Annotated in this window: 21 protein-coding genes; 9 read left to right on the top strand and 12 right to left on the bottom strand. The window is 68.8% G+C overall.

Going from position 1 to position 21,758, the window contains the following annotated elements; all coding sequences use genetic code 11:
• Positions 1-7 precede the first annotated feature (7 nt).
• The 5 genes from QMA07_RS15415 to aztB all read right to left on the bottom strand — a co-directional run bounded on the left by QMA07_RS15415 (position 8) and on the right by aztB (position 5,063).
• A complete protein-coding gene (locus tag QMA07_RS15415) occupies positions 8-652 on the bottom strand; it encodes a hypothetical protein (RefSeq protein WP_290163442.1) in 645 nt (214 codons plus the stop codon).
• Between the two features lie 126 nt (positions 653-778).
• Positions 779-1,990, bottom strand: a complete 1,212-nt coding sequence (gene aztD / locus QMA07_RS15410) for a zinc metallochaperone AztD (protein ID WP_290163439.1) — start codon at positions 1,988-1,990, stop codon at positions 779-781.
• A gap of 29 nt (positions 1,991-2,019) precedes the next feature.
• Positions 2,020-2,931, bottom strand: coding sequence for a zinc ABC transporter substrate-binding protein AztC (gene aztC, locus QMA07_RS15405; protein ID WP_290163436.1), 912 nt, complete (start codon positions 2,929-2,931; stop codon positions 2,020-2,022).
• 1 nt (position 2,932) lies between these two features.
• Entirely contained in the window at positions 2,933-4,156 is a 1,224-nt protein-coding gene (locus tag QMA07_RS15400) for an ABC transporter (protein WP_290163434.1), read from the bottom strand.
• Between the two features lie 55 nt (positions 4,157-4,211).
• Positions 4,212-5,063: a zinc ABC transporter permease AztB gene (aztB, locus tag QMA07_RS15395; protein WP_290163432.1), complete on the bottom strand. Its 852-nt coding sequence runs from the start codon at positions 5,061-5,063 to the stop codon at positions 4,212-4,214.
• Positions 5,064-5,118: 55 nt separating this feature from the next.
• Between aztB and aztA the strand changes: the two genes are divergently transcribed.
• The 3 genes from aztA to QMA07_RS15380 all read left to right on the top strand — a co-directional run bounded on the left by aztA (position 5,119) and on the right by QMA07_RS15380 (position 7,519).
• Positions 5,119-5,769: a zinc ABC transporter ATP-binding protein AztA gene (aztA, locus tag QMA07_RS15390; RefSeq protein ID WP_290163429.1), complete on the top strand. Its 651-nt coding sequence runs from the start codon at positions 5,119-5,121 to the stop codon at positions 5,767-5,769.
• A gap of 77 nt (positions 5,770-5,846) precedes the next feature.
• Positions 5,847-6,521: a HEAT repeat domain-containing protein gene (locus tag QMA07_RS15385; protein ID WP_290163426.1), complete on the top strand. Its 675-nt coding sequence runs from the start codon at positions 5,847-5,849 to the stop codon at positions 6,519-6,521.
• Between the two features lie 2 nt (positions 6,522-6,523).
• Complete coding sequence (locus QMA07_RS15380; RefSeq protein ID WP_290163424.1) at positions 6,524-7,519, top strand: MerR family transcriptional regulator; 996 nt, start codon at positions 6,524-6,526, stop codon at positions 7,517-7,519.
• Positions 7,520-7,547: 28 nt separating this feature from the next.
• On the opposite strand, the gene QMA07_RS15375 is transcribed toward QMA07_RS15380, so the two are convergent.
• Complete coding sequence (locus tag QMA07_RS15375) at positions 7,548-8,207, bottom strand: response regulator transcription factor (RefSeq protein WP_140036210.1); 660 nt, start codon at positions 8,205-8,207, stop codon at positions 7,548-7,550.
• Positions 8,200-9,492, bottom strand: coding sequence for an ATP-binding protein (locus tag QMA07_RS15370; RefSeq protein WP_290163420.1), 1,293 nt, complete (start codon positions 9,490-9,492; stop codon positions 8,200-8,202). Before QMA07_RS15370 ends, QMA07_RS15375 begins: the two co-directional genes overlap by 8 nt.
• A gap of 114 nt (positions 9,493-9,606) precedes the next feature.
• Between QMA07_RS15370 and QMA07_RS15365 the strand changes: the two genes are divergently transcribed.
• The 3 genes from QMA07_RS15365 (at position 9,607) to QMA07_RS15355 (ending at position 13,264) form a co-directional block, all read left to right on the top strand.
• Entirely contained in the window at positions 9,607-11,145 is a 1,539-nt protein-coding gene (locus QMA07_RS15365; protein WP_290163417.1) for a PspC domain-containing protein, read from the top strand.
• A complete protein-coding gene (locus tag QMA07_RS15360; protein WP_290163413.1) occupies positions 11,142-11,483 on the top strand; it encodes a hypothetical protein in 342 nt (113 codons plus the stop codon). Before QMA07_RS15365 ends, QMA07_RS15360 begins: the two co-directional genes overlap by 4 nt.
• A gap of 257 nt (positions 11,484-11,740) precedes the next feature.
• Complete coding sequence (locus tag QMA07_RS15355; protein ID WP_290163410.1) at positions 11,741-13,264, top strand: Ig-like domain-containing protein; 1,524 nt, start codon at positions 11,741-11,743, stop codon at positions 13,262-13,264.
• Between the two features lie 66 nt (positions 13,265-13,330).
• Here QMA07_RS15355 and QMA07_RS15350 read toward each other — a convergent pair whose 3' ends face one another.
• Positions 13,331-13,873: a small multidrug efflux protein gene (locus tag QMA07_RS15350; protein WP_290163408.1), complete on the bottom strand. Its 543-nt coding sequence runs from the start codon at positions 13,871-13,873 to the stop codon at positions 13,331-13,333.
• Between the two features lie 156 nt (positions 13,874-14,029).
• On the opposite strand from QMA07_RS15350, the gene QMA07_RS15345 reads away from it, so the two are divergent.
• Both QMA07_RS15345 and QMA07_RS15340 read left to right on the top strand, forming a co-directional pair.
• The gene (locus QMA07_RS15345; protein ID WP_290163405.1) at positions 14,030-15,253 is read left to right on the top strand and encodes a histidine kinase; all 1,224 of its coding nucleotides are present in this window, start codon (positions 14,030-14,032) and stop codon (positions 15,251-15,253) included.
• On the top strand, positions 15,250-15,852 hold the full coding sequence (locus QMA07_RS15340; protein WP_290163403.1) for a response regulator transcription factor: 603 nt from the start codon (positions 15,250-15,252) through the stop codon (positions 15,850-15,852). Before QMA07_RS15345 ends, QMA07_RS15340 begins: the two co-directional genes overlap by 4 nt.
• A 207-nt stretch (positions 15,853-16,059) precedes the next feature.
• Here the strand turns inward: QMA07_RS15340 and QMA07_RS15335 are convergent, their stop codons facing one another.
• Together QMA07_RS15335 and QMA07_RS15330 are read right to left on the bottom strand one after the other, a co-directional pair.
• Positions 16,060-16,746: a cation transporter gene (locus tag QMA07_RS15335; protein ID WP_290163400.1), complete on the bottom strand. Its 687-nt coding sequence runs from the start codon at positions 16,744-16,746 to the stop codon at positions 16,060-16,062.
• Entirely contained in the window at positions 16,746-17,081 is a 336-nt protein-coding gene (locus tag QMA07_RS15330; RefSeq protein ID WP_290163533.1) for a metalloregulator ArsR/SmtB family transcription factor, read from the bottom strand. The genes QMA07_RS15335 and QMA07_RS15330 overlap by 1 nt, the downstream gene beginning before the upstream one ends.
• Positions 17,082-17,198: 117 nt before the next feature.
• Here QMA07_RS15330 and QMA07_RS15325 point away from each other — a divergent pair, with 117 nt between their 5' ends.
• Entirely contained in the window at positions 17,199-17,678 is a 480-nt protein-coding gene (locus tag QMA07_RS15325; protein WP_290163397.1) for a GNAT family N-acetyltransferase, read from the top strand.
• Between the two features lie 6 nt (positions 17,679-17,684).
• Here QMA07_RS15325 and treZ read toward each other — a convergent pair whose 3' ends face one another.
• Both treZ and treY read right to left on the bottom strand, forming a co-directional pair.
• A complete protein-coding gene (gene treZ / locus QMA07_RS15320; RefSeq protein ID WP_290163394.1) occupies positions 17,685-19,442 on the bottom strand; it encodes a malto-oligosyltrehalose trehalohydrolase in 1,758 nt (585 codons plus the stop codon).
• Positions 19,439-21,757: a malto-oligosyltrehalose synthase gene (treY, locus tag QMA07_RS15315; protein WP_290163391.1), complete on the bottom strand. Its 2,319-nt coding sequence runs from the start codon at positions 21,755-21,757 to the stop codon at positions 19,439-19,441. Before treY ends, treZ begins: the two co-directional genes overlap by 4 nt.
• Between the last annotated feature and the right edge of the window lies 1 nt (position 21,758).

Below are 21,758 nucleotides of genomic sequence, written 5' to 3'. Positions count from 1 at the left end.
GCCGCAGTCATACGAACGTGCTCAACGCGCGCCGGTAGCTGTCGCTGTCCTCCCGTGTCGCCGAGGTCATGAGAAGCGCGTTCACGCCGACTCTGCGGGTGAACTCGGCGACACACGGAATGGTGACGATCTTCGTCAGTCCGGCACGCCATGCCGGGATCAGTGCCGACAGATCGCGCCGTTCGGGCTGGTCTTCGAGTCGCGTCGGCATCGCCGCCAGATCAGCATCCGCCCCCTGCTCCGACCAGCCAGCGTATGAACCGTGGTCGAACGCCGCGTCGCCGAACTCGTCGCGCCAGCTGGGTCCGGCTATGCGGTGGAGAAGCTCGGCGCGTTCGGGCGAACCGTCCGCGGTGGTCCGAAGCTCGTCGAACAATCGCGGATCATGGTCCCGGCCGGCGTGAGCCAGGGCTGCACGCCAGATGCGTGGCCATGCAGCACCCCACTCGTCGAGAGTGGCGGCACTGACCGCCGGATCCTGAACGGCGGCGGGAGTATCGACGAGCAACGGAGGGAGATCATCGCCGTGGATCCGCAGCGCATACGCTTCCCGCAGCCACAGCAGCTCCATGAGGTTGTGCGGGCGGTCGTCGACCGTGATCGACATGTCATGCGGCCACGGGTTGCCCGGCATCGGTGTGCTGGATCTCATGGTCCCCCTCTCGAACCCACCCATCCTTGCGTTCTCACCTGCTCGAAGCAACGAGTTCCAGAGGCCCACGACTGAAGATGGGGCGGCGTGCGTCGATCTGCACTCCGCCCCATCTCCCTCGTGAGGTCAGCCCGCGGCGGGAGCGATCTCGTTCGGCGTCACGTCGAGCTCGGTGCTGGCGAGCACCTCACCGGTGGTCAGGTCGACCGCATGCACGCTGTTCGCGGCGGGTTCGGTGACGTAGGCGACGTTCCCTGCGACGACGATCGCGGGGTGCGCATCCTGCCATTCGGCCGGGCCCTCCCATGCTTCGACGACGGGGAAGCTGTCGGTGATCTCGCCGGACTCGGGGTCGAGCACGTGGATCGATCCGTCGCTGCTGAGGATGTAGGCGAGGTCCTCCGGTCCGCGCACGACATCACGGAAGGTGTACTCGACTCCCTCCGGCAGGTCGACGACCTCGAGCGTCTTGGCCTCGGTGTCGATCAGGGTCACGGCGCTGAGGAGGTAGCCCTCGGCGTCGACATCGTTCTTGTAGTCGCCGACGATGATCGGGCTGGTCTCGCTGACGTATGCGTTGCCCATGCGTCCGTACGGCTGGTCGGGAGCATCGACCTTGGTGATCTCGCCGTCGTGGTAGATGATCGCGCCGTTCTCGCAGCCGAAGACGACGGCTTCGTCCTTCGCGGTGCCCTCGCCGTGCACGCCTGGGCACTGGTCCGACGACGCGATCTCGGTGCCCTCGGCATCCTTCGCGACGATGCCGTTGCGGCCGTCGGCGTTGCCCACCGTGGTCAGGAAGGTGCCGTCCTCGAGCACGACCGAGACGCCGTGGTGCGCTTCGACACCAGGGATGGTCTCGACGTCTGGAAGGCCGTCGGCGCTCACCAGGTCGGCGGTGTCGAAGATCGTGGTGTCGCTCGTGCCGTCGGCGTACAGCACGGTCTTGTCAGCGTGCCGCACGACGTGACCCGGGGTGTCGGCCTCGAAGATCGTGTCGGTGAGCTCGGGCTCGTCGGTCGATCCGGCGGCGGTGTCGAGCACCTGGAAGCCCTCGCTCATGGTGACCATGACATGCCGGTCGTCGCCGGCCGGGTTGAGACGTGTGAACGGCTCGGACTCGAAATCGGCGACGGTGTCGAGGGTCTCGCCGTCGAGCACGAGGATGCCGCCCTCATAGGCGACCGCGACGCGAGGACCCGGCTGGGTGTCCGACCCGCTGCCGTCGGGGGTGGATGCCGGAGTGGTCGAGCCGCCGGCGGCGCACGACGCCAGCGTGACGACGGCGCCGAGCGCCGCGGCGCTGATCAGCGCGCGGCGAAGGGGGGAGGTTCGCATGTGCATTCCTCTTTCTCTGTGGTGGGGTCTCACTGCGTGAGACCGGTGGTGATGCGTTCGGTGTTGACGCGCATCATGGTCAGGTAGTCGGGTGCGCCCTCGTCAGGTGCGGTGAGCGACTCGGTGAAGAGCTCGATGACCTCGACCCGCACGTTCGCCTCGCTTGCCAGGGCCTGCACCAGGCGGTCCGGCGACGAGGACTCCGCGAAGATCGCGGGCACGCCGGTCTCCTCGATCGCGTCGACGAGGTCGGCCAGGTCGGATGCCGAGGGGGCGGCGAGCGTCGTGCCACCGGGGATGACCGCGCCGACGACCTCGAAGTCGAAGCGGTCGGCGAGATAGCCGAAGACGTGGTGGTTGGTGACCAACGCGCGTCGCTCGTCGGGGATCGTCGCGAAGGCCTCGACCATCTCCGCATCCAGCTCTCGGAGCTTCTCGCGGTAGTCCTCGACCGTCGCATCAAGAGCCTCGACGTCGATGCCGTCGACCTCTGCGAGCACCGGCCCGATGGCGTCGACCACGTCGATCATGCGTTCGGGGTCGGTCCAGAAGTGGGAGTCCGGCATGCCGGCGGCGTCGCCCTCGCTGTAGTCGAGCACCTCGATGACATCACCCGCCACGAAGGCGGGCACGTCGACCGCCCCGTCGAGGTGCTGCTGCAGCCCCTCCTCCAGGCCGAGTCCGTTCGACACCAGCAGGTCGGCGCTACGCAGAGTGGCGGCCTCCTGCGCAGAGATCTCGAACGAGTGCGGGTCGGCGTCGGGCTTCATGAGCGTCACGACCTGCGCCTGGTCTCCGACCAGCTCTTCGACGACGTCGCCGAGGATGTTCGTCGAGACGACGATGGTCGGCCGGGAGTCGCTGGCTGTGGAGCAGGCTGCGAGGCCGGTCGCGGCGAGGCCCGCGAGGGCGAGCGTCGCGAGAAAGCGGGCGGCGCGCATCTCAGCGTCCTGTCTCGGCGACGAACGCCGGTTCGGTGGCGGTGTCGAAGGTGCGGGCGACGCGCGCGGCATCCGCGTAGTCGATCTCGTAGAGCCTGTGTTCGGCAGGTGCGCTCAGATAGGCCCGGTGCTGATCGGCGATGAGCGTCGGCGCCATGCCTGCGGCCAGTGACTCGGCCACGACTGGCGCTGTCTCCGCGAGCATGGCGCCGCTTTCGTCGTCGAGCACCAGCACGCGGCCGTCCTGAGCGAGGGCGAGCAGGTGGCCGTCTTCGTCGTCCACCGCAGCGACCTGTGCGAGCGGCGCGGGGGAGGGGAGCAGCGTCCACGACCTCGCGCGGGTGTCGAGCATCCAGATCCCCTCGGAGCCGGCGAGGCCCGCGACGGTCGGGCGTCCCTCGCGGTTGTCGAAGGATTCGACGGCCGGTGCGGTCGTCCCCGCCGGATAGGGGATGCGCTCCACCTTCAGCTCATCGCCGTCGACGTGCGCGAGGAGGGCGCCGTCTTCGCACCCGATGACCGCACCGACCCGCGTGGTGATCGTGCCGACCGGAGCGACGCACGGCTCTTCGAGACCGGTCTCCTCGCCGGCGGCGGTATACCCGCGCACACTCGTGCCGATGCCGTCAGTCGCCTCGGTGACCAGGGCGAACGAGCCGACCGGCACGACGAGGCCGTCGTGCGGCTCGCGCTCGATGCGGAACAGCTCACTGATCTCACCCTTCGACAGCGCCTGGGTGTCGAGCAGAACGGCATCGCCGGAGCCGGCGAACGAGATGCCGGTGCCGCCGGTCGTGGAGAGATTGGTCGTCGCGATGGTGGCGTCGCCTTCTCCGTCCACCGCGCCGAGCAGAGCGGGCTCAGCGCGGTAGTAGTGGAAGTGGTCGACGTGATCCCAGGTCCACACACCGCTGTCGACGATCTCGACACCGTCGCTGATCTGGGCGAACAGATAGCGACCATCGGTCGTCGTCTCGGTGGGCGCCGGGATCTCGCCGATGTGCGTGACGCTCTCGTCGAGCAGGTCCAGGTGGGTCACGACACCTTCCGGATCGATCGAGGTCAGGCCGAGCTGTGGTTCGGCCACCTCTTCCGCGCCGGCGATGTCACCGTGCCCGTCGTCCGTCGTTCCGGTCGAAGACGGCTCGGCGGAGGGTGTGCCGCAGGCGGCGAGAGCGACCGTGAGAGCGCCGGTCAGGGTGAGCAGAGTGATGCGAGAGCGCACGGGGTCCTTCCTTGTCGTGTGTCGTGCGAGAGGTCGCGTCGTCGCGACAACGGGGTCAGACGCGTTGCGTCCGGACCACGCGAGAATCGAGGGCTGTGCGCACCATCCACGAGAGGCAGGCGAGCAGGATCGCAGATGCCGCGACGGAGGCGCCGGCTGCCGTCGCGGCATACCAGGACGCAAGCAGGCCGAGGAACACGGCGGACACGCCGAAGGCTGCGGCCAGCGCCATACGGGTCGGGATGCGGGTGGTCCAATGGCCGGCGGCCACGGACGGGGCGAGCAGCAGGCCGACGACGAGCATCGAGCCGACCGCCTGGTAGGACGCGACGACGGCGAGAGTGACGAGCCCGACGAGCGCCGCCTGTGCGATCTGCGGCCGCAGCCCTAGCACCGACGCGATGCGGGCATCGAGAGACAGGGCGACGAACGAGCGGTGGAACACTGCGGCCACGATCAGTCCGATCGCGGCGGCCGCAGCGAGCAGCACGAGGTCGGCGGAGCTGATCGCGAGGATGTCGCCGAACAGGATGGCGGTCGCATCGGTGGCGAAGCTGCCGGAGTGGGAGATGATGATGACCCCCAGCGCCAGCATCGACACGAACAGGAGTCCGATGCTCGTGTCGTACGAGAGGCGAGCGCGCCGCTGCAGCGCGCCGATTCCCAGGCTCATGGCGATGGCGCTGAGCGCTCCGCCGACGAGGACAGGCAGTGAGAGCACGGTGGCGAGAGCGACGCCCGGAAGCATGCCATGCGCCAGGGCTTCGCCGAGGAACGCCATTCCGCGAATGACCACCCACGTGCCGACGATGGCGCAGAGGATCGCGACGAGCGCACCGCCGAGCATCCCGCGCTGCAGGAAGTCGAGGGCGAACGGGTCGAGAACTCCGGTCGGATGAGCAGTCACAATCTGCGAGCCTAGACGTTTTTGAGAATGATTATCAAACTCATAAAGTGAAGTCATGACTTTTCTCGCATCAGCCCAGACTGTGGCCGCACGCCTGGCGGGCATCCACGTCTCCTTCGACGGCCGCGCCGCTCTGTCGGGCGTCGATGTCGACATCCCCTCGGAGACCGTGACCGTCATCACCGGCCCGAACGGAGCCGGCAAGTCGACGCTGCTCGAGGTCCTCGCCGGCACGCGAGAGCATGACGGCGAGCGGAACGTCAGCGGGGCCGTCGCCTTCGTGCCGCAGCGAGCGGCGATCCCACAAGGGCTACCGGTGTCGGTGAGAGACGTCGTGAGCGTCGGCGTGTGGGGCCGTCTCGGACTCTGGCGACGAATGGATGCCACGGCGCGCGATCTCGTCGAGCGGTCGATGGCTCGACTGGACATCCGTGACCTCTCACGTCATCCGTTCGCGTCTCTCTCGGGTGGCCAGCAGCAGCGTACGCTGCTCGCCCAGGGGCTGGCACGCGACGCCGACCTGCTGCTGCTCGATGAGCCGACCACGGGTCTGGATGCGGCGAGCGGACTCCGCATCCGAGAGGTGCTGGGCGAGGAGGCAGCGCGCGGTGTCGCGGTTGTCTGCGTCTCGCACGACCCCGCTGTCATCGGGGATGCCGAGCACGTGGTTGCCCTGCTCGAAGGGCGAGTCCGCGTCGACGGCTGATTCGTCGTAGAGACTGCTGGCCTCTCTTGACCTTGACACCGTGACAAGGTGTGAAGTGTGATGCGGAGGTGGTTTTCATGAACGACAACAGCACGCCGACACAGGTGACACGACTTCGCGACGCTCTGCGCGCATCCGATGCGTCCGCTCGACTGCAGGCGGCTCTCACGGCGGGTATCCACGCAGACGACGCGTATCTCTCGACCCTCATCGACAGGTGTGCGGTGGAACCGGATTTCTACGTGCGCGACATGCTCACGTGGGCGATCACCCGACACGATCGCACCCGGGCCGTCGACCTCCTGCTGCCTGAACTCCGTTCCGCGAACCCGCAGGCACGGAGTCAGGCCCTGCACAGCCTGTCCAAGATCCAGGACCCTCGGGCCTGGCCGGCGATCACGACAGACCTGCTGCGCGATGCGGATGCAGAAGTCGCCAAGACGGCATGGCGCACCGCGGCAGGACTCGCGCCCGAGAGCGGACGCGGCGAGTTGGCTCGTGAACTCGGGAGGAACTTCGGCCGGGGCGATGGAGAGCTTCAGCGCAGCCTCAGCCGCGCGATCGCCATGCTCGGTCCCGCGGCCGAACAAGTGGTCGAGGAGGCTTCAGAGTCCAGGGATGCGGGCATTCGTGCTCATGCTCTCGCCACGGCACATGTGATGGCGAACCCCGACGACAGCTTCGAGACCGCCGTCGAGGAAGCACGACGCGTGGCCGCGCTTCGCGCTGCGCCGACGATCGAGGGCCACTGACCGTGCTGATCGGCGAGGTCGCACGGCGAAGTGGGGTCAGTGCACGGATGCTGCGCCATTACGACCGCATCGGTCTCCTTTCGCCATCCGCGCGCACGGCGAGCGGCTACCGGCAGTACACGGAAGCGGACCTGCAGCGACTCTTCCATGTCGAGAGCCTGCGCTCGCTCGGATTCAGCCTGTCGGAGATCGCGACGAACCTCGACACCGACGACTTCGCCCCGGGGAAGCTCGTCGACCGGCTCGCTGAGCGCGTTCGGGCGAAGCTGATCGCGACCGAGGAGCTACTCTCACGGCTCGAACGAATACGCGCGAGCGAGCCTCGCGGCTGGTCGGACGTGCTGCGTATCGTCGAACTCATACGTGGGTTCGACTCCAGCAGTGCGTCCGACCGGCAGCGGTTGGCACTGTCGTTGGACACGGTCGACGAAAGCAGTACCGCAGTTCTCGTGGAGGCCGTACTTCGCGAGACTGAGCCGAACGTGGCCGGTGCGCTCCTCTGGTCGATCGCTCGAATGGGCGATGCCGCCGTGCCCGCACTCACCCAAGCGCTCGACTCGCACGAGCAGTCGCGATGCCATCGCGCGCTCGAAGCGCTGCTGAAGATCGGGACGCCGAGGTCGCTGGCCGTGGTCGCTGCACGAACCGCCCACCGCGATCGACACGTGCGCGCGCGGGCCAACCTCATCGCGGGCGCGAACGGAGACGACCGAAGCGTGGCGTCGCTGGTCGAGTTGGTGACAGTGGGCGAGTTGGATATCGAAGCGGCAGAGGCGCTCGAGACCCTCGCTCAGAGCGAGCAGGGTGCGAGGCGAGTGGCCCGCCAGGCCGGCATCGCCACCCACGCTGCGGACGCGGACGGGCGCCGACGCCTCGCGGGAATGCTCGCCTGTATACCGGGCGCGGAAGCGGAAGCGATTCTGCGCCTGCTCGCGGCCGACGCCGACAGCGCCGTCGCGCTGACCGCCCGTGCCCACCTCCAGGCTCGCGCCACCTGAAGAAGGTCACACGGAGAAAAGCTGCCCGCTAGAGCAGTCGGCGCTGCGACGCCCAGACCGTGAGCTCGTGGCGCGACGACAGCTGCAGCTTCCTCAGCACCGAGGAGACATGCGTCTCGACCGTCTTGATCGAGATGAACAGCTCTGCGGCCACCTCCTTGTAGGCGTATCCGCGCGCGATCAGCCGCATCACCTCCTGTTCGCGCGCCGACAGCCGATCGAGTTCGTCGGTCGTCGTGGCGATCTCGCCCGCGACCGCGCCGAACGCATCGAGCACGAACCCGGCGAGCCGCGGCGAGAACACCGCATCCCCGCCCGCGACGGCGTGCACCGCGCGGCTGACTTCGCCGCCGGACGAACCCTTCGTGATGTAACCGCGAGCGCCAGCGCGGATCACCCGCACGACGTCGGCGGCGGCATCCGACACGCTCAGGGCCAGGAACCGGGCCGTCGTCGGCAGCGATCCTCGGATCACCGACTCCCCGCCGGTGGAGTCGTCTCCGCTGCCGCCGGGAAGGTGCACGTCGAGCAGCACGACATCGGGAACGGTCTCGCTGATCATCGCGATCGCCGACGGCACGTCGGCCGCCTCGCCGACCACCTCGACGCTCGCATCGAGATCGGCGCGGAGCCCCGAGCGGAAGATCGAGTGGTCGTCGACGATCACGATCCGGATGCTGTCAGCCACGAGCGTCCTCGCCCTCACCCGTGTTCGCCTGCGCGTTCGGCACCTGGGCGTTCGGCGCGCCCCGCGGCACGGTCGACAGTCGCAGATGCACCTCGGTGCCGTTCTCGTCGCTGCGCACGGAGCCAGACCCCCCGGCTCTGCGCATCCGCCCGATGATCGACTCCCGCACACCCAGACGGTCGCTCGGCACGTCGTCGAGTCGGAAGCCGGGGCCCCGATCGCGCACGAACACGTCGACGTCGGTCGTGGTGCCTTCGATGTAGACCGAGACCTCGCCCGTCGCATGCTGTGCTGCGTTCAGCATCGCCTCTCGCGCGGCCGCGGCGAGCTCCCCGCTCGCGCGCTCCGTGGAGAGACCGGCCGAGACCACCTCGATCCGCACCGGGTAGTCGAGCTCGAGGCCCCCGGCGTAGTCGCGCAGGTCGGTCGCCAGGTCGCTGTCGGCCGGTGCATCGCCGTCGTACAGCCAGGCGCGCAGCTCACGCTCCTGCGCTCTCGCGAGACGTGCCGCCTCGCTCGACGCTCCTGCCCTGTTCTGGATCAGCGCGAGAGTCTGCAGAACCGAGTCGTGCAGGTGGGCGGCCATCTCGCTGCGCTGCTCCTCGCGGATGCGCCGCACACGTTCGCCCGCCAGGTCGCGCCACCGCGGGATCAGGGTCGACAGCAGCACAGCGAGGATCCCGGCGAGCGGGACCAGTACGAGTGCCACACCGGTGCTGCCGACCGGCCGGGTCAAGAGCAGACCGAACAGCATCGCCAGGAGTGCGGCCGAGAGGATCCGGACCAGCATCGTGTGCCGAGGGCCGCGGGCGGTGTCGGTGCGATCGATCAGGGTCGCCCACAGCCCGGCCCCGGTCGCCGCCCCCACGGTGCCGAAGACGACGACGGCCGCCGCATCAGGCGGAATCATTCCGGAGAGCCAGTCGCTCCCTCCTCGCCAGAGGAGCACGACGAGCATGCCGACGGCTGCCGGAGCGAGCAGCATCCAGGCCACCGGCACCCGTCGCGTAGGGGTGCCGTCGCCGTCCGCCCAGGGCGTGAAAGCCCAGCACCAGGCGTAGAGCAGAATGCCGGCCCCACCGCACATCGTGAGAGCGATGAAGAGCGCACGGACCATCCACACCCGCACGCCCAGGTGACGGGCCAGACCGGCGCTGACGCCTGCGACCAGGCAGTCACGGTCACGCGTCAGGGCCGGACGCGGCTCATGCGCGACGCCCTCTCCGGCTCGCGGCGACACGGCGGTGCGAGCGGGTCGCGCAGAGGCGGTCGCGGAAGAGGACATGTCGCCATCCAACCATCCGTCGCGCGGATGCGGGGTCTCCCCGGGCGAGAATCAGGGGTGGCTCAGGGGTTCACCCCATGGCGGGGATCCGACCGCGGGAGACAGGATCGACACATGACGATTCCGACTGCGCCACCGCCTCCCGCCGACCGGGCCGACCGGCCGAGGCCGACAGTTCCGCACGGCGCCGAGCGCTTCCTCCTGTGGATCGCCGGTCTCGGCGTCGCCCGCTCCGACGGCTGGCTCGGCGGGGTCGCCGCCGGCATCGCGGCCCGGTTGCGAATCGACCCGCTGATCGTGCGCGGCGTGCTCGTGGTGGCAGCGCTCTTCGGCCTGCCGGTCATCTTCCTCTACGCCGTGGCGTGGGCGCTGCTGCCGGATCTCGACGGCCGGGTCCACGTCCGCGACCTGCTGCATAGGGACTATCAGCCCGTGCAGCTCGGTCTTCTGGGCATGGCCGTCGTGGGGCTGATTCCGACGGCTCCGCTCACCGGACGCCTGTTCGGGTTCGGATACGACAGCTGGTCGGCGCTGGCGGTGTTCAGCTGGATCGTCGGGCTGGTCGTCGTGGGCGGCCTGCTCTTCCTGATCGTGCGTGCTGCGAGCCGCACCCCGGGTGCTTCCGCGCCTGATCTGCCGGTGGGTTCCGCAGACCAGGCGGCCCCGGCGGCATCCGTTCCCCTCGGCGGTTCGGGTACCGCCGAGGGGACGGATGCCACATCCGCAGCCGCTGAGTACATCGCGCCCGTCGCCTTCGCCGACGACGTCCCGCCTGCTCCTCCCGCGCCGCTGCCGTCCGGGGTGCAGGACCCCGCCGAGGTCGCCGCGTGGCGGACCCAGCACAGGGCGTGGAAAGAGCAGGATCAGGCGTGGCGCCGGCGACAGCAGGATGCTGAACGCATGGCCCGCGACGAGGTCAGACGCGAGCGTCAGGCGGAAGCCGCGGTGTTCGCCGCCGAGGCCGCGGAGCGCCGTCGCATTCGTCGTGCCTCCCGCCCGCGCGCCGGCTTCGCGATCGTCGCCTCGGTGCTCGGCCTCGCCATCGTGGTCGGCGCCCTGGTCGGGCTCGGCAGCGGCGACGCCGCAGTGGGCGGTGCCCTCGGCCTGCTGTCGGCCGCACTCGTGCTCGCGGTCGGGATGATCATGGCCGGCGCCCTCCGACGGCGCAGCGGCTTCCTCGCCTTCACGACAGTGCTGACGCTCGTCGCCGGACTGGTGGCCGGCGGGTTCTCGGCCTTCCAGGGCGTGAGTGTCGGCTGGGCGTCGATCTCGAACAACGAGGCGGCACACGTGCGACAGCCGTTCGGCGACCTCTACATCTCGCTCAACCAGCACCAGGGCGCTCCGCGTCCGATCGTCGTGGAGAAGGGCGCCGGTACCACCCAGATATCGGTCTACCCCGGTGTGCAGCTGCAGCTGAGGGCGACCGTCGGATCCACCGACGTGAGTTGGGCCCGTGTCGAGGCCGACACCGGCACGATCGTCGACAGCGGCACATGGACGGCGACGGAACGCGGCGGCGACTCGGTCGTGGCCGAGGCGATCTCGGCCGAGAACGCATCGACGACGACCGTGCAGCGCGTGACCATCGATCAGGACAGCGGCGAGATCAACATCACCCTCATCGAGGCTGAGGAAGAGGACGAGCGATGAGCACTCAGACGACCACCGAAGCGGCCACCGCGGCATCCACACCTCACACCGAAGCGGTCACCCCACCGCGCACACGCTGGGCGGCCATCGTCTGGGGCGTCCTGTTCGCCGCCGTCGCGGCGACCTCGATGTGGCTGATCGCCGCCGACGACCGCCGCTCGGCCATCGCCGACTGGGCGCTCACCCTCACGCCCGTCACGATCAGCACTCTGATGATCCTGACCATCGGCGTGCTCGTGCTCGCCACCGGTGCGTCGGCGTTGCTCCGAACAGTGCAGCGCCGGACGACCGTCAGTGCCCCGCGGCCTCCCCATTCCAGCGCGCCATCGGTTCGCTGACCCGCGAGTGAGGATCGTGCTCGTGCTTCAGCAACCCATGCCGGTATATCGGCGTTGTATACCGGTTGCCGCGTAATCCTGAGGCGTTTTCCTGATCTCTTAGATGGGTCGCGACTGGGAGCGACTCGAATCGGATGGGGAAGACGATGACTGGGGAGCGTGGTTTCGTGCGTGCGCGCAGAAGGACGATAGGCGAGGCGAAGGCAGCCGGCAGAGCGAGGAACCGAGGGCGGGGCATCGCGGCGATCATCGTGGGGATGGTCATGGCACTGGCGGGCCTTCTGGGGTCTGTCGTGCCCGCAACCGCGGCTCCGGCCGTGACGTATCCCGGAGCGATCGGCAGCATCTCGCTCGAGAATGAGAACGGCGGCGGGCCGCTGGTGCAGTGGCAGACCGTGCGGATCTCGGGAGAGTGGGCCGTGCCGGCCGGAGCGCAGGCGGGGGAGACCTTCGGGATGACGCTCCCCGCCGAGTTCAGCCGGCAGTCGGCGGGAGAGTTCACGATCTCAGATCCGGTGACTGGCCTGGTCATGGCGAACTGCGTCGTGGCGGCAGGTGGGGGTCCCGACATCGTGTGCACTCTCACCGAAGCTGTCGACGGTCTCGACGAGGTCGGCGGCTCGTTCTGGATGGAGGCACGGGCCTCTCAGACGACGACCAGCGAGACGGTCGAGTTCGACCTGGGCGACACGATCGAGATCGTCGACCTCCCGGGTGACGGCGGAGTGGTGCCCGAAGACCCGACGGAACAGGAAGAGCCCTACAAGTACGGCGGGGAGACCGCGACCGATGGACTGTTGAAGTGGGTCATCGGGATTCCGAGCGGCTATGTCGACGACGGCTCCTTCACGATCAGGGACACGCTCGACGCGGGCCTCACGGGGCATCATTACACCGGCGACGTGAAGCTGATTCAGCGCGCGGTCGTGAACGGCGCCCTGGTCGGGGACTGGAGCGCGGTCGACTCCTCGGCGTACGTCATCGAGCTGGCAGACGACGGGCGCTCGTTCGAGTTCGCGGCGTCCGCTCTGCCGGCCGGAGGGTTCGCCTACGAGCTGATCTACTTCACGCAGGCGGACGCCCCGGTGTCGGAAGGCGACATCTTCGGCAACCGCGCGATCGTCGACACCTTCGAGACGTCCGCGACCCACACGGTCGTCGAGTCCGGAGGAGGGGACGGCAGCGGAGTCGCCTATACGACGTTCTCGATCGTCAAGGAGATCACGGGCGCACAGGCGGATGCTGCTCGCGACGCGACGTATACGGTGCGGTACTCGGTCGAGGGCTCGGAAGCCCCGGCAACCACGATGTCGGTCCCCGTGGGGGAGCCGGTGGTCAGCGCTCGCGCGCCGCTCGGATCGACGTTCGTGGTCGAGGAGATCGATCTGCCGGAGATCGAGGGAGTGACGTGGGGTGAATGGACGATCTCCGGCGAGGGCGTCGTCGACGGCGGCGATGGCGCCTACGAGGTGACGCCCGGAACGACTGCCGGCGTCGAGCTCACGCTCACCAACATCGCCAACCGGGTGCCGGTCGTGACCCCGACGCCCACTCCGACTCCGACCCCCACCGCGACTCCGACTCCGGTGACCACGCCTGCCCCGACCCCGACTCCGGTCACGACGCCGACTCCGACTCCGACCCCGGTCGCCGGTGGACTGGCTCTGACGGGAGGCGAATCCGGCGCAGCATTCCTGTCTCTCGCATTCGCGTTGATCGTCGGCGGCGGACTGGCCACGGGCATCGCCGCGAAGCGCCGGTCGAGCGCCGCGCGTCGCTGACGTTCGTCACGCACCGAAGCCCACCCGCTCTGCGCGGGTGGGCTTCGGTGCGTGCGGCGCGGTGTCTCAGCCGATCGCGTAGACGGCGCTGCCGACGATCACAGCCACGATCGTGGTCCAGCCGACGATCGCGACTGCCTGCCAGATGAGGATGCGGACCTTGCCGACGCCTGACGCGGCGAGCATCGTGGCCGTGAAATGCGTGGGCAGCAGCAGCGGACCGAGCAGGCTGACGCCCGGCACGCCATAGCGCTCGAAGGCCCCCTGGAACTTCTCGCGGCGGGCGCTGCCACGGTCAGAACCCGCGGAGTCCGCAGCCACCGTCTCGACGGCTCCACCGCCGGCGACCACAGCCTGCCGGCTGCGTGACCGGTTCACGATCGCCGTTCGCGCCCCCGAGCTCGCGATGACGAGCACGGCGACGCAGAGGAAGTTGCCGATGATCGCCGCGATCGCCGCGACGACAGGATTGATGCCGCCGATGATGCCGATCGACACGGCACCCTCGCCCTCGATGAAGGGGATCGCCCCTGCGAGGGCGACGATGAGTGGCTGAACGAGTTCGGGCACCTGGGCGACGAAGCCCTGGAAGGTCTCGATGAGATTCATGGGGTGGCTCCTGCCGGTCTGAGTGACGGGGTCTCCGTCGTGATGCATCCAGTCCATCGCTTCTCGCCCGACGGCGGCAGTGTCGGAGCGTCACTGCTCTCCGGGTGGTTCGCCCGCGGCATCCGTGACATGTGTCACGCCCGTACTCTGGGGGGCATGAGCAGCACTTCTCCGGTCGCCGACCACTCCGGTGACCCGCCACCCGGCGCGCGTCAGCTCGCCCGGGGCATCACCGCGACCTGGTGGTACACCTTCTCGGCCGTGGTGTTCCTCGAGCTGTTCCTGGTGCTCGTCTGGACGCTGCAGGCGCTCGCCGTGCCGGGTGGCGCGGTGGCGCCGTTCGTCGTGGGTCTGGGGGGCCTCGTCTGGTGGGCCTCGACGATGGTTCTGCTCGTCGACTATCGGCATCGGTTGGATGCGGAGCCCGGCATCGCCTGGACGCGCATCGGGCTGCCGCTGCTGGTGGCGATCGGGTACGGACTCGTGGCCGGACTGATGATCGACAGCTGGCTGCTCGCCCTCATGCCCGTCGCTCAGTCGGTGGTGCTGCTCAACTGGCCCAAGGGCATCCGCCTGCGGGTCGTCGTCTTGACCACTCTGCTGCTCGTGCTCGTCGCCTTCGTCGATGCGGCGAGGGGAGCGGCCGACATCGGCCTCCCCGGGTGGATCCCCGCGTTGTACGCGATCCTCATTCCGGCGATGTCGGTGAGTTCCCTCTGGTGGTGGGACGTGCTGGTCACCGTCGACCGCGCCAGGGCATCGGAGGCCCGTCTCGCAGCGACCCAGGAACGTCTGCGCGTGGCCACAGATGTGCACGATCTGCAGGGGCATCACCTTCAGGTGATCGCGCTGCAGCTCGAGCTGGCCGAGCGTCTGATGGGGATCGATCCCGATGCGGCTCTGGAGCAGCTGCAGGCGGCCAGGGTCAGCGTCGACGAGGCGCGGCAAGGCACCCGCGACCTTGCGACCCGCTTCCGTTCGGTGCCGTTGGGAGACGAGGTCGCGAATGCGCGAGACCTTCTCACCGCGGCAGGACTCGATGTCGAGGCTGACATCGCGCCCGACGCCGACGATGCGCCGTCGGCGGCCCTCGGGCCCGTGATCAGGGAGACGACGACCAACGTCCTGCGGCACGGCGCCGGCCGCCGCGCTCGTCTCGCGCTCCGCCGGGTCGCCGACGGATGGCGTTATGAGGTCGCGAACGATGTGGCGCCCGGCGCCGGAGACGAGCCCGTGGGGTCGGGGCTCGACGGAGTGCGGCGACGCATATCGGAGGCAGGCGGGACCCTGGAGGTCCGGGAGGATGCCGGCGAGTTCATCGTCTCGGTGACGGTGCCCGACTCTGAGGCACAGCCTGCCGTCGGAGAGGGATACAGATGATCCGGGTGCTTCTCGCCGACGATGAGGGCATGATCCGTTCGGCCCTCGCCGCACTGCTGCGCCTCGAGGGCGACATCGAGGTGGTGGCCGAGTGCGCGGACGGAGAGCAGGCGCTCGCTGCTGCGCTCACGTTGACGCCCGACGTCTGCCTGTTGGACCTCGAGATGCCGGGGCTCGATGGCGTCGAGGTCGCCGAGAGGCTGAACCGAGCCATCGTCACCCGCTGCGTCGTGGTCACCCGTCACGCCCGTCCAGGGGTACTGCGGCGAGCGCTCGCATCAGGCGTCGCTGGCTTCCTGCCGAAGTCCCGAGGCGCCGATCAGGTCGCCGATGTGATCCGCAGGGTCGCGGCGGGAGCTCGCTATGTCGACCCCGAGATCGCGGCAGACGCGCTGAGTGATGAGCGGTCGCCCCTCACAGATCGTGAGCTGGACGTGCTGCGCGCGGGGCGCCGCGGCGAGACCACGACCCAGATCGCGAGGGCGCTGTCGCTCGCTCCCGGGACGGTGCGCAATCACATCTCCGCGGTGCTCGCGAAGCTGTCTGTCGGCACACGGCAGCAGGCGGTGCTGATGGCTGAGGAGCGCGGCTGGATCTGACGCCGGGGCGACGAGCCCGCGAAGACGAGGAGGGCGGGTGGGGCCGTGGGAGGTGCCCCACCCGCGAGCCGCTCAAAGGGGAGAGTGCGGCTCAGACCGGAAGCGGGCTCGTGTTCCCCCAAGGCCGACTTCTGGTCTCATGTGCAAGACCCGAAAGCTCACCGAAAGTGACGTCGGGGTCAGAATCTCGCTGAAGCTCCGTCGAGTTCAGTGCTCATGACGCGACTCGTCGTCATGATGATGACGGCCGTGCTCGTCTTCCAGGATCATGCCGACCGAGGTCGCGCAGGCGTCGCCCTTCCACGCTTCGAGGCCCTCTCGCACTGCGAAGATCGCGATGACGAGCCCGGCGACGGCATCGGCCCACCACCAGCCGAGCAGGCTGTTGAGCGCCAGCCCGATGAGCACCGTGGCTGACAGGTAGGTGCAGATCAGCGTCTGTTTCGAGTCGGCGACGGCCGTGGCTGATCCCACCTCGAATCCCGCTCGTCGCTCGGCGAACGACACCAGCGGCATGATCACCACACTGAGTGCGGTCAGCACGAGACCGACCGTACTGTGCTCGGGGCGATCTCCGCCGAACAGCGACAGCACGGACGACGTCGTGACGTAGACCGCGAGTGCGAAGAACGCCACGGCGATCACTCGCAGTGTGGGCTTCTCCCAGCGCTCGGGGTCACGCCGCGTGAACTGCCAGGCGACGGCAGCCGCCGACAGCACCTCGATGCTCGAGTCGAGTCCGAAGCCGATCAGTGCGGCGGACGACGCGGCCGACCCCGCGGTGATCGCGACGACGGCCTCGATCACGTTGTAGACGATCGTGAACGCCACGATGAGACGGATGCGGCGATGAAGCGTCGCGCGCCGATCGGGGGTGAGAGTGGTCGCCGACATCAGCAGCTGCACCCGTCTCCGTCGCAGCAGTCGGGTTCGACGATCAGCGTGACGCGCATCAGCTCGTCGAGGGCCGTGGCGAGGTGCGGGTCTGCGAGCGCATAGCGGGTGCGGCGTCCGTCGGGCACGCTCTCGACGAGTCCGCATCCACGCAGACACGCGAGGTGGTTCGACAGGAGCTGACGGCTGACGCCGAGCTCGTCCGCGAGATCCGAGGGATAGGCGGGTGCCTCTCGGAGCGCCAGCAGGATGGCTGCCCGCGTCGCATCGGACAGTGCGTGGCCGAGGCGAGCGACGGCGGCGGTATGCGTGGGCGAGGCGGTGAGGGTCACGATGTAACAGTACACAGGATGCTGAATTCAGAAAAGTGTGTACTCACACCGTTTCGGCAACATCCGTGAAATCTCGCCTCGATATGGTGATCGGCGGTTGTGCCGAATCGAGAGGAAGACATGAACGTGACGGTCGAACGGGTGGCATGGTCGCATCCGGATGCCGAACGGCTCAGAGCTGCGCAGCGCAGCGAACTCGATGCGCGGTACGGCAGCGATGATCACGAGCCGGGCGTGATCCCTTCGGCCGATGACGTGCCCGTCTTCCTCGTAGCTCGGGACGGCAGCGGTCACGCGGTCGTGTGCGGCGGTCTCCGGCCCCTCCATCCGGAGGTGCTCGGATCGGATACGGCGGAGATCAAGCGGATGTACGCCGCGCCCTCTGCGCGCGGAACGGGCGCGGCCGTCGCCCTGCTGCGCGCGCTCGAGGCGGAGGCGCGGCAGCTCGGCATCCGGTGTCTGGTGCTCGAGACCGGCACCGCTCAGCCGGATGCCGTGCGCTTCTACGAGCGCGAAGGGTACGTGCCGATGCCGCTCTTCGGACACTACGTCGGCAGCGACCTGTCACTGTGTTTCGCGAAGGTGCTCGACGCCGCCTGAGACGGTTCAGCGCGGCGGCGCGACGATCACTGCAGACTCAGGCGGCAGCGCGACGGTCCGCGCCATCATCCGGCCCGGCACCGTCTCGAGCAGGATCCGCGAATCGGCGCGCAGGTCGAACTCCACCTCGTCTGCGGTGAGGTTCACCAGCACGGCGAGCTCGCCGCGCTCGATGCGGTAGGCCCGATGCTCGGGCGCGCCATCGAGATGCGAGACCGAGACGACGTTGTGTGACATCTCGGGGTCGGTGAGCTCGGGCACCTCGCGCCGCAGCGCGATCAGGCGTCGATACAGATCGAGCATCCGGGAATGCTCCGGCGTGCCGACCTCGCTCCAGTCCAGCCGCGATCGCTCGAAGGTCGCGGGGTCCTGAGGGTCGGGTACTGCGGCCGGGTCCCATCCCATCTGCGCGAACTCCGCAATCCGCCCCTCGGCCGTGGCTCGCGCGAGCTCGGGTTCCTTGTGAGACGTGAAGAACTGCCAGGGAGTCGAGGCTCCCCATTCCTCGCCCATGAACAGCATCGGGGTGCCGGGAGCGGTCAGGGTCAGCACCGCGGCGACGGCGAGCCGATCGGACGACAGCGACGCGGTGAGCCTGTCGCCGGCTGCGCGGTTGCCGATCTGGTCGTGATCCTGCGCGAACGTGACCAGACGCCAGGCGGGAACGCTCGACGGCAGCGGAGCGCCGTGCGCTCGCCCGCGGAACGACGAATATGTGCCGTCGTGGAAGAACCCGCCCTGCGTCACCTTCGCAACAGCATCAGGCGCTGCGAAATCGGCGTAGTACCCATCGGTCTCGCCGGTGAGCGCGACGTGCACCGCGTGGTGCCAGTCATCCGACCACTGAGCGGTGAGACCGTATCCTCCGGCCTCACGCGGGAGAATCATGACGGGGTCGTTGAGATCGGACTCGGCGATCAGGCTCAGCGGGCGATCGATCTCGCGCGACAGCGCATCGACTCGCTCCGACAGCTCGTGCAGGAGATGCGGTGTGCTCTCGTCGTGCAGGGCGTGCACGGCGTCGAGACGCAGACCGTCGACGTGGAAGTCGCGCAGCCACATCAGGGCGTTCTCGATGATGTACTCGCGCACGGCCCGTTCATCGAGGTTCACCGAGTCGCCCCAGGCCGTGTGCTGGCCTTCGCGCAGGTAGGGGCCGAACTCGGGCAGGTAATTGCCGCTCGGGCCGAGGTGGTTGTAGACCACATCCTGGATCACGGCGATACCGCGGGCATGAGCGGCGTCGACGAACCGCTGGTACGCGGCGGGGCCGCCGTATCCCTCGTGCACGGCGTACCAGAGCACGCCGTCGTATCCCCAGTTCCACTCGCCACTGAACGCGTTGACCGGAAGAAGCTCGACATGGGTGATGCCGAGCTCGACGAGGTGATCGAGGTGTCCGGCGAGTGAGTCGAGTGTGCCCTCCGGCGTGAAGGTCCCGACGTGCAGCTCGTAGATCACTCCGCCGTCGAGCGGCCGGCCGCTCCAGTCGATTTCGCTCCACTCGAAGCGGGTGGGGTCGAACAGCGCCGACGGTCCGTGCACGCCTCGAGGCTGTCGGCGAGAGCGGGGGTCGGGACGCAGCTCGGAGCTGTCGCCGAGGAGGAAGCCGTAGCGCTCACCCTCGGCCATCGGCACATCCGTGCTCCACCACCCCGATCCGTCATCCGCCCGCTCGAGATCGTGTTCCGAGATCGTCGTGCAGGCGGGGGTGAGACGCCGCAGCCGCACCCTGTCGACGCGTGGAGCCCAGACCGAGATCATCGCTCATCCACCAGGAGTGCGACCGGATACGTGTCGAGGAGTTCGGCGAGAAGGATCGGACCCCGGCCGAATCGACGTCCCGTGATCGCGTCGGTCGCGGGCAGCTCACGGCGCAGCAGCACGGTGTCGCCCCAGCCACCGCGGCGGGCGAGCCCTGCGGGCAGACGCGTCGCGACCGCGAGCACGCCGCCCCGGTCCATGGCGACCGCATGATCCGATGCCTCCCCGGCGACGCCGCCGGGGCGATACCGGTAGAACAGCTCGCGGTTGTCTCGGCGCAGGCGCAGCGTGCGAGAGGTGACGAGCATCTTCGCGAGACCCGACTCGTCGACAGGGGGGAGGATGCCGCGGGCGACATCGTCGTCGAGCCGCCGGAGCATCGCCGATCGTTCAGCGAAGTCCACGGGCCGCCGATTGTCGGGATCGACGAGAGAGTGATCCCACAGTTCTGTGCCCTGATAGACGTCGGGCACGCCGGGGGCGGCGAGCTGCAGGAGCTTCGCAGACAGCGAGTTCACCCGACCGTGGTCGATGATCTCGTGCACGAACCCGTCGAGGATCGCGCGGGCATCTCCGTTCGCCGCGTGTGCGATCGACTCGACGCCCTTCTCGAACTCGAGGTCCGGATGCTGCCATCCGGTCGACTCCGCGGCCTCGCGCGACGCCTTCAGACCGTAGGCGAGCAGTCGCTCGGATGAGATCGGCCAGGCCCCCACCGCCGCCTGCCAGAGCAGCGAATCGAGGGGGCCGTGTCCCGTCGAGGCGACGGCCCTGAGTTCGGCCAGCACCTCGGCCCAGCGATCCGGAATCTCGGCGAGCACCGAGAGACGTGCGCGGACATCTTCAGATCTTTTGGTGTCGTGCGTGGACAGTGCCGTGAGCGAGTGCGGCCACGACGCCAGTCGTGCTCGCTGCGCCTCATGGAACCCGTCGACCGAGACGGAGGTGATCGACGGGTCGCCGCCGACCTCGGTCAGGGTCCCGAGGCGGGTGTGGCGATAGAACGCGGTGTCCTCGACGCCCTTGGCCATGACGGCGCCCGTCACCTGAGGAAAGCGCGCCGACACCTCGAGAGTCGTGTCGAGCAGCAGCGGCGCCAGCTCGGCGATCGGCGCCGCGAGGTCGGGGCGTCGTCGCGAGGCGTCATCGATCGCGTGCTGCAGGTGCTCGCGTCCTGCCGGCAGGTAGGCCCTGTAGACGGGGAAGCTCGCGACGATCTCGGCCATCGCGTCCTCGGCGCCGACCACGCCGAAAGGCAGCGCCCTGACCAGGCGACGCACCTCGGACTGCAGCAGCTCATCCGCGATCATCCGCTTGGTCGTGTGGATCAGGTCGTGCCACGGCTCCGCCGCAGGCAGACCGGTCTCGGATCGCAGCCGCTCATCGAGCCGATCGAGAGCAGCGACTCCGTCTCCGTCGATCAGGACGCGGTCGATCTCGCCCATCGCGTCGTATCCGGTCGTGCCGTCGGTGCGCCACCAGGAGGGCAGCTGCTCGCCGGGTTCGAGGATCTTCTCGACGACCGTGTACGCGCCGCCGGTGATGTCCGCGAGTCGCTCGAGGTAGCCGCCGGGGTCGGTCAGCCCGTCGGGGTGGTCGACCCGCAGGCCGTCTGCCAGCCCGTCGGTGATCCACCGCGCGATCTCCTCGTGCGACTCGTCGAACACATCGGGGATCTCGACGCGGATGCCGGCGAGCTCCGAGACGGCGAAGAAGCGGCGATAGTCGAGGTCGGTGTTCTGGTCTTCCCAGAACCGCAGCTCGTAGTGCTGCGCGTCCAGGAGTGCAGGCAGGTCTTCCGCGAGCTCGCCGGAGCCCGGTGCCAGGGGCAGCACGTGGTCGAAGTACGACAGCGTTCCGTCGGGGGCGTCGTCGGCGGGGGCGGTGTCGATGACGATGTCGCCGGACTCGAGGACCTCGGAGAGCGACGAGCCCAGGATCGGCAGGCGCACGCGCCCCTCCGACAGGCGTCGGTCGATGTCGAACGCCACCGCGTGACGTGATGAGCGCCCGAGCCTCAGCAGATCCCACCACCAGATGTTGGCGCGGGGTATCGCCACACCGACGTGGTTCGGCACGATGTCGACGAGGATGCCGAGTCCTGCTGCGCGCGCGGCGGCGGCGAATCGCTGCAGGCCCTCGCGGCCACCGCGGTCGCCATCCACCCGGGAGTGGTCGACGACGTCGTACCCGTGGTCCGACCCCGGCACGGCGGCCAGGAGCGGAGACAGGTACGCCCACGACGCTCCGAGGTCGGCCAGGTACGTCGTGACCGAAGCCGCATCGTCGAGTGTGAAGCTTGAGCGGATCTGCAGA

Source organism: Microbacterium sp. APC 3901, from assembly GCF_030407765.1.
Classification (GTDB): domain Bacteria; phylum Actinomycetota; class Actinomycetes; order Actinomycetales; family Microbacteriaceae; genus Microbacterium.
This window is presented reverse-complemented; position numbering and strand designations above follow the sequence as displayed.

Excerpts from the sequence above, each read along its gene's own strand:
- QMA07_RS15415 (WP_290163442.1), bottom strand. The coding sequence starts at position 652 with ATGAGATCCAGCACACCGATGCCGGGCAACCCGTGGCCGCATGACATG.
- aztD (WP_290163439.1), bottom strand. The coding sequence starts at position 1,990 with ATGCGAACCTCCCCCCTTCGCCGCGCGCTGATCAGCGCCGCGGCGCTC.
- aztC (WP_290163436.1), bottom strand. The coding sequence starts at position 2,931 with ATGCGCGCCGCCCGCTTTCTCGCGACGCTCGCCCTCGCGGGCCTCGCC.
- aztA (WP_290163429.1), top strand. The coding sequence starts at position 5,119 with ATGACTTTTCTCGCATCAGCCCAGACTGTGGCCGCACGCCTGGCGGGC.
- QMA07_RS15385 (WP_290163426.1), top strand. The coding sequence starts at position 5,847 with ATGAACGACAACAGCACGCCGACACAGGTGACACGACTTCGCGACGCT.
- QMA07_RS15370 (WP_290163420.1), bottom strand. The coding sequence starts at position 9,492 with ATGTCCTCTTCCGCGACCGCCTCTGCGCGACCCGCTCGCACCGCCGTG.
- QMA07_RS15365 (WP_290163417.1), top strand. The coding sequence starts at position 9,607 with ATGACGATTCCGACTGCGCCACCGCCTCCCGCCGACCGGGCCGACCGG.
- QMA07_RS15360 (WP_290163413.1), top strand. The coding sequence starts at position 11,142 with ATGAGCACTCAGACGACCACCGAAGCGGCCACCGCGGCATCCACACCT.
- QMA07_RS15355 (WP_290163410.1), top strand. The coding sequence starts at position 11,741 with ATGGTCATGGCACTGGCGGGCCTTCTGGGGTCTGTCGTGCCCGCAACC.
- QMA07_RS15350 (WP_290163408.1), bottom strand. The coding sequence starts at position 13,873 with ATGAATCTCATCGAGACCTTCCAGGGCTTCGTCGCCCAGGTGCCCGAA.
- QMA07_RS15345 (WP_290163405.1), top strand. The coding sequence starts at position 14,030 with ATGAGCAGCACTTCTCCGGTCGCCGACCACTCCGGTGACCCGCCACCC.
- QMA07_RS15340 (WP_290163403.1), top strand. The coding sequence starts at position 15,250 with ATGATCCGGGTGCTTCTCGCCGACGATGAGGGCATGATCCGTTCGGCC.
- QMA07_RS15335 (WP_290163400.1), bottom strand. The coding sequence starts at position 16,746 with ATGTCGGCGACCACTCTCACCCCCGATCGGCGCGCGACGCTTCATCGC.
- QMA07_RS15325 (WP_290163397.1), top strand. The coding sequence starts at position 17,199 with ATGAACGTGACGGTCGAACGGGTGGCATGGTCGCATCCGGATGCCGAA.
- treZ (WP_290163394.1), bottom strand. The coding sequence starts at position 19,442 with ATGATCTCGGTCTGGGCTCCACGCGTCGACAGGGTGCGGCTGCGGCGT.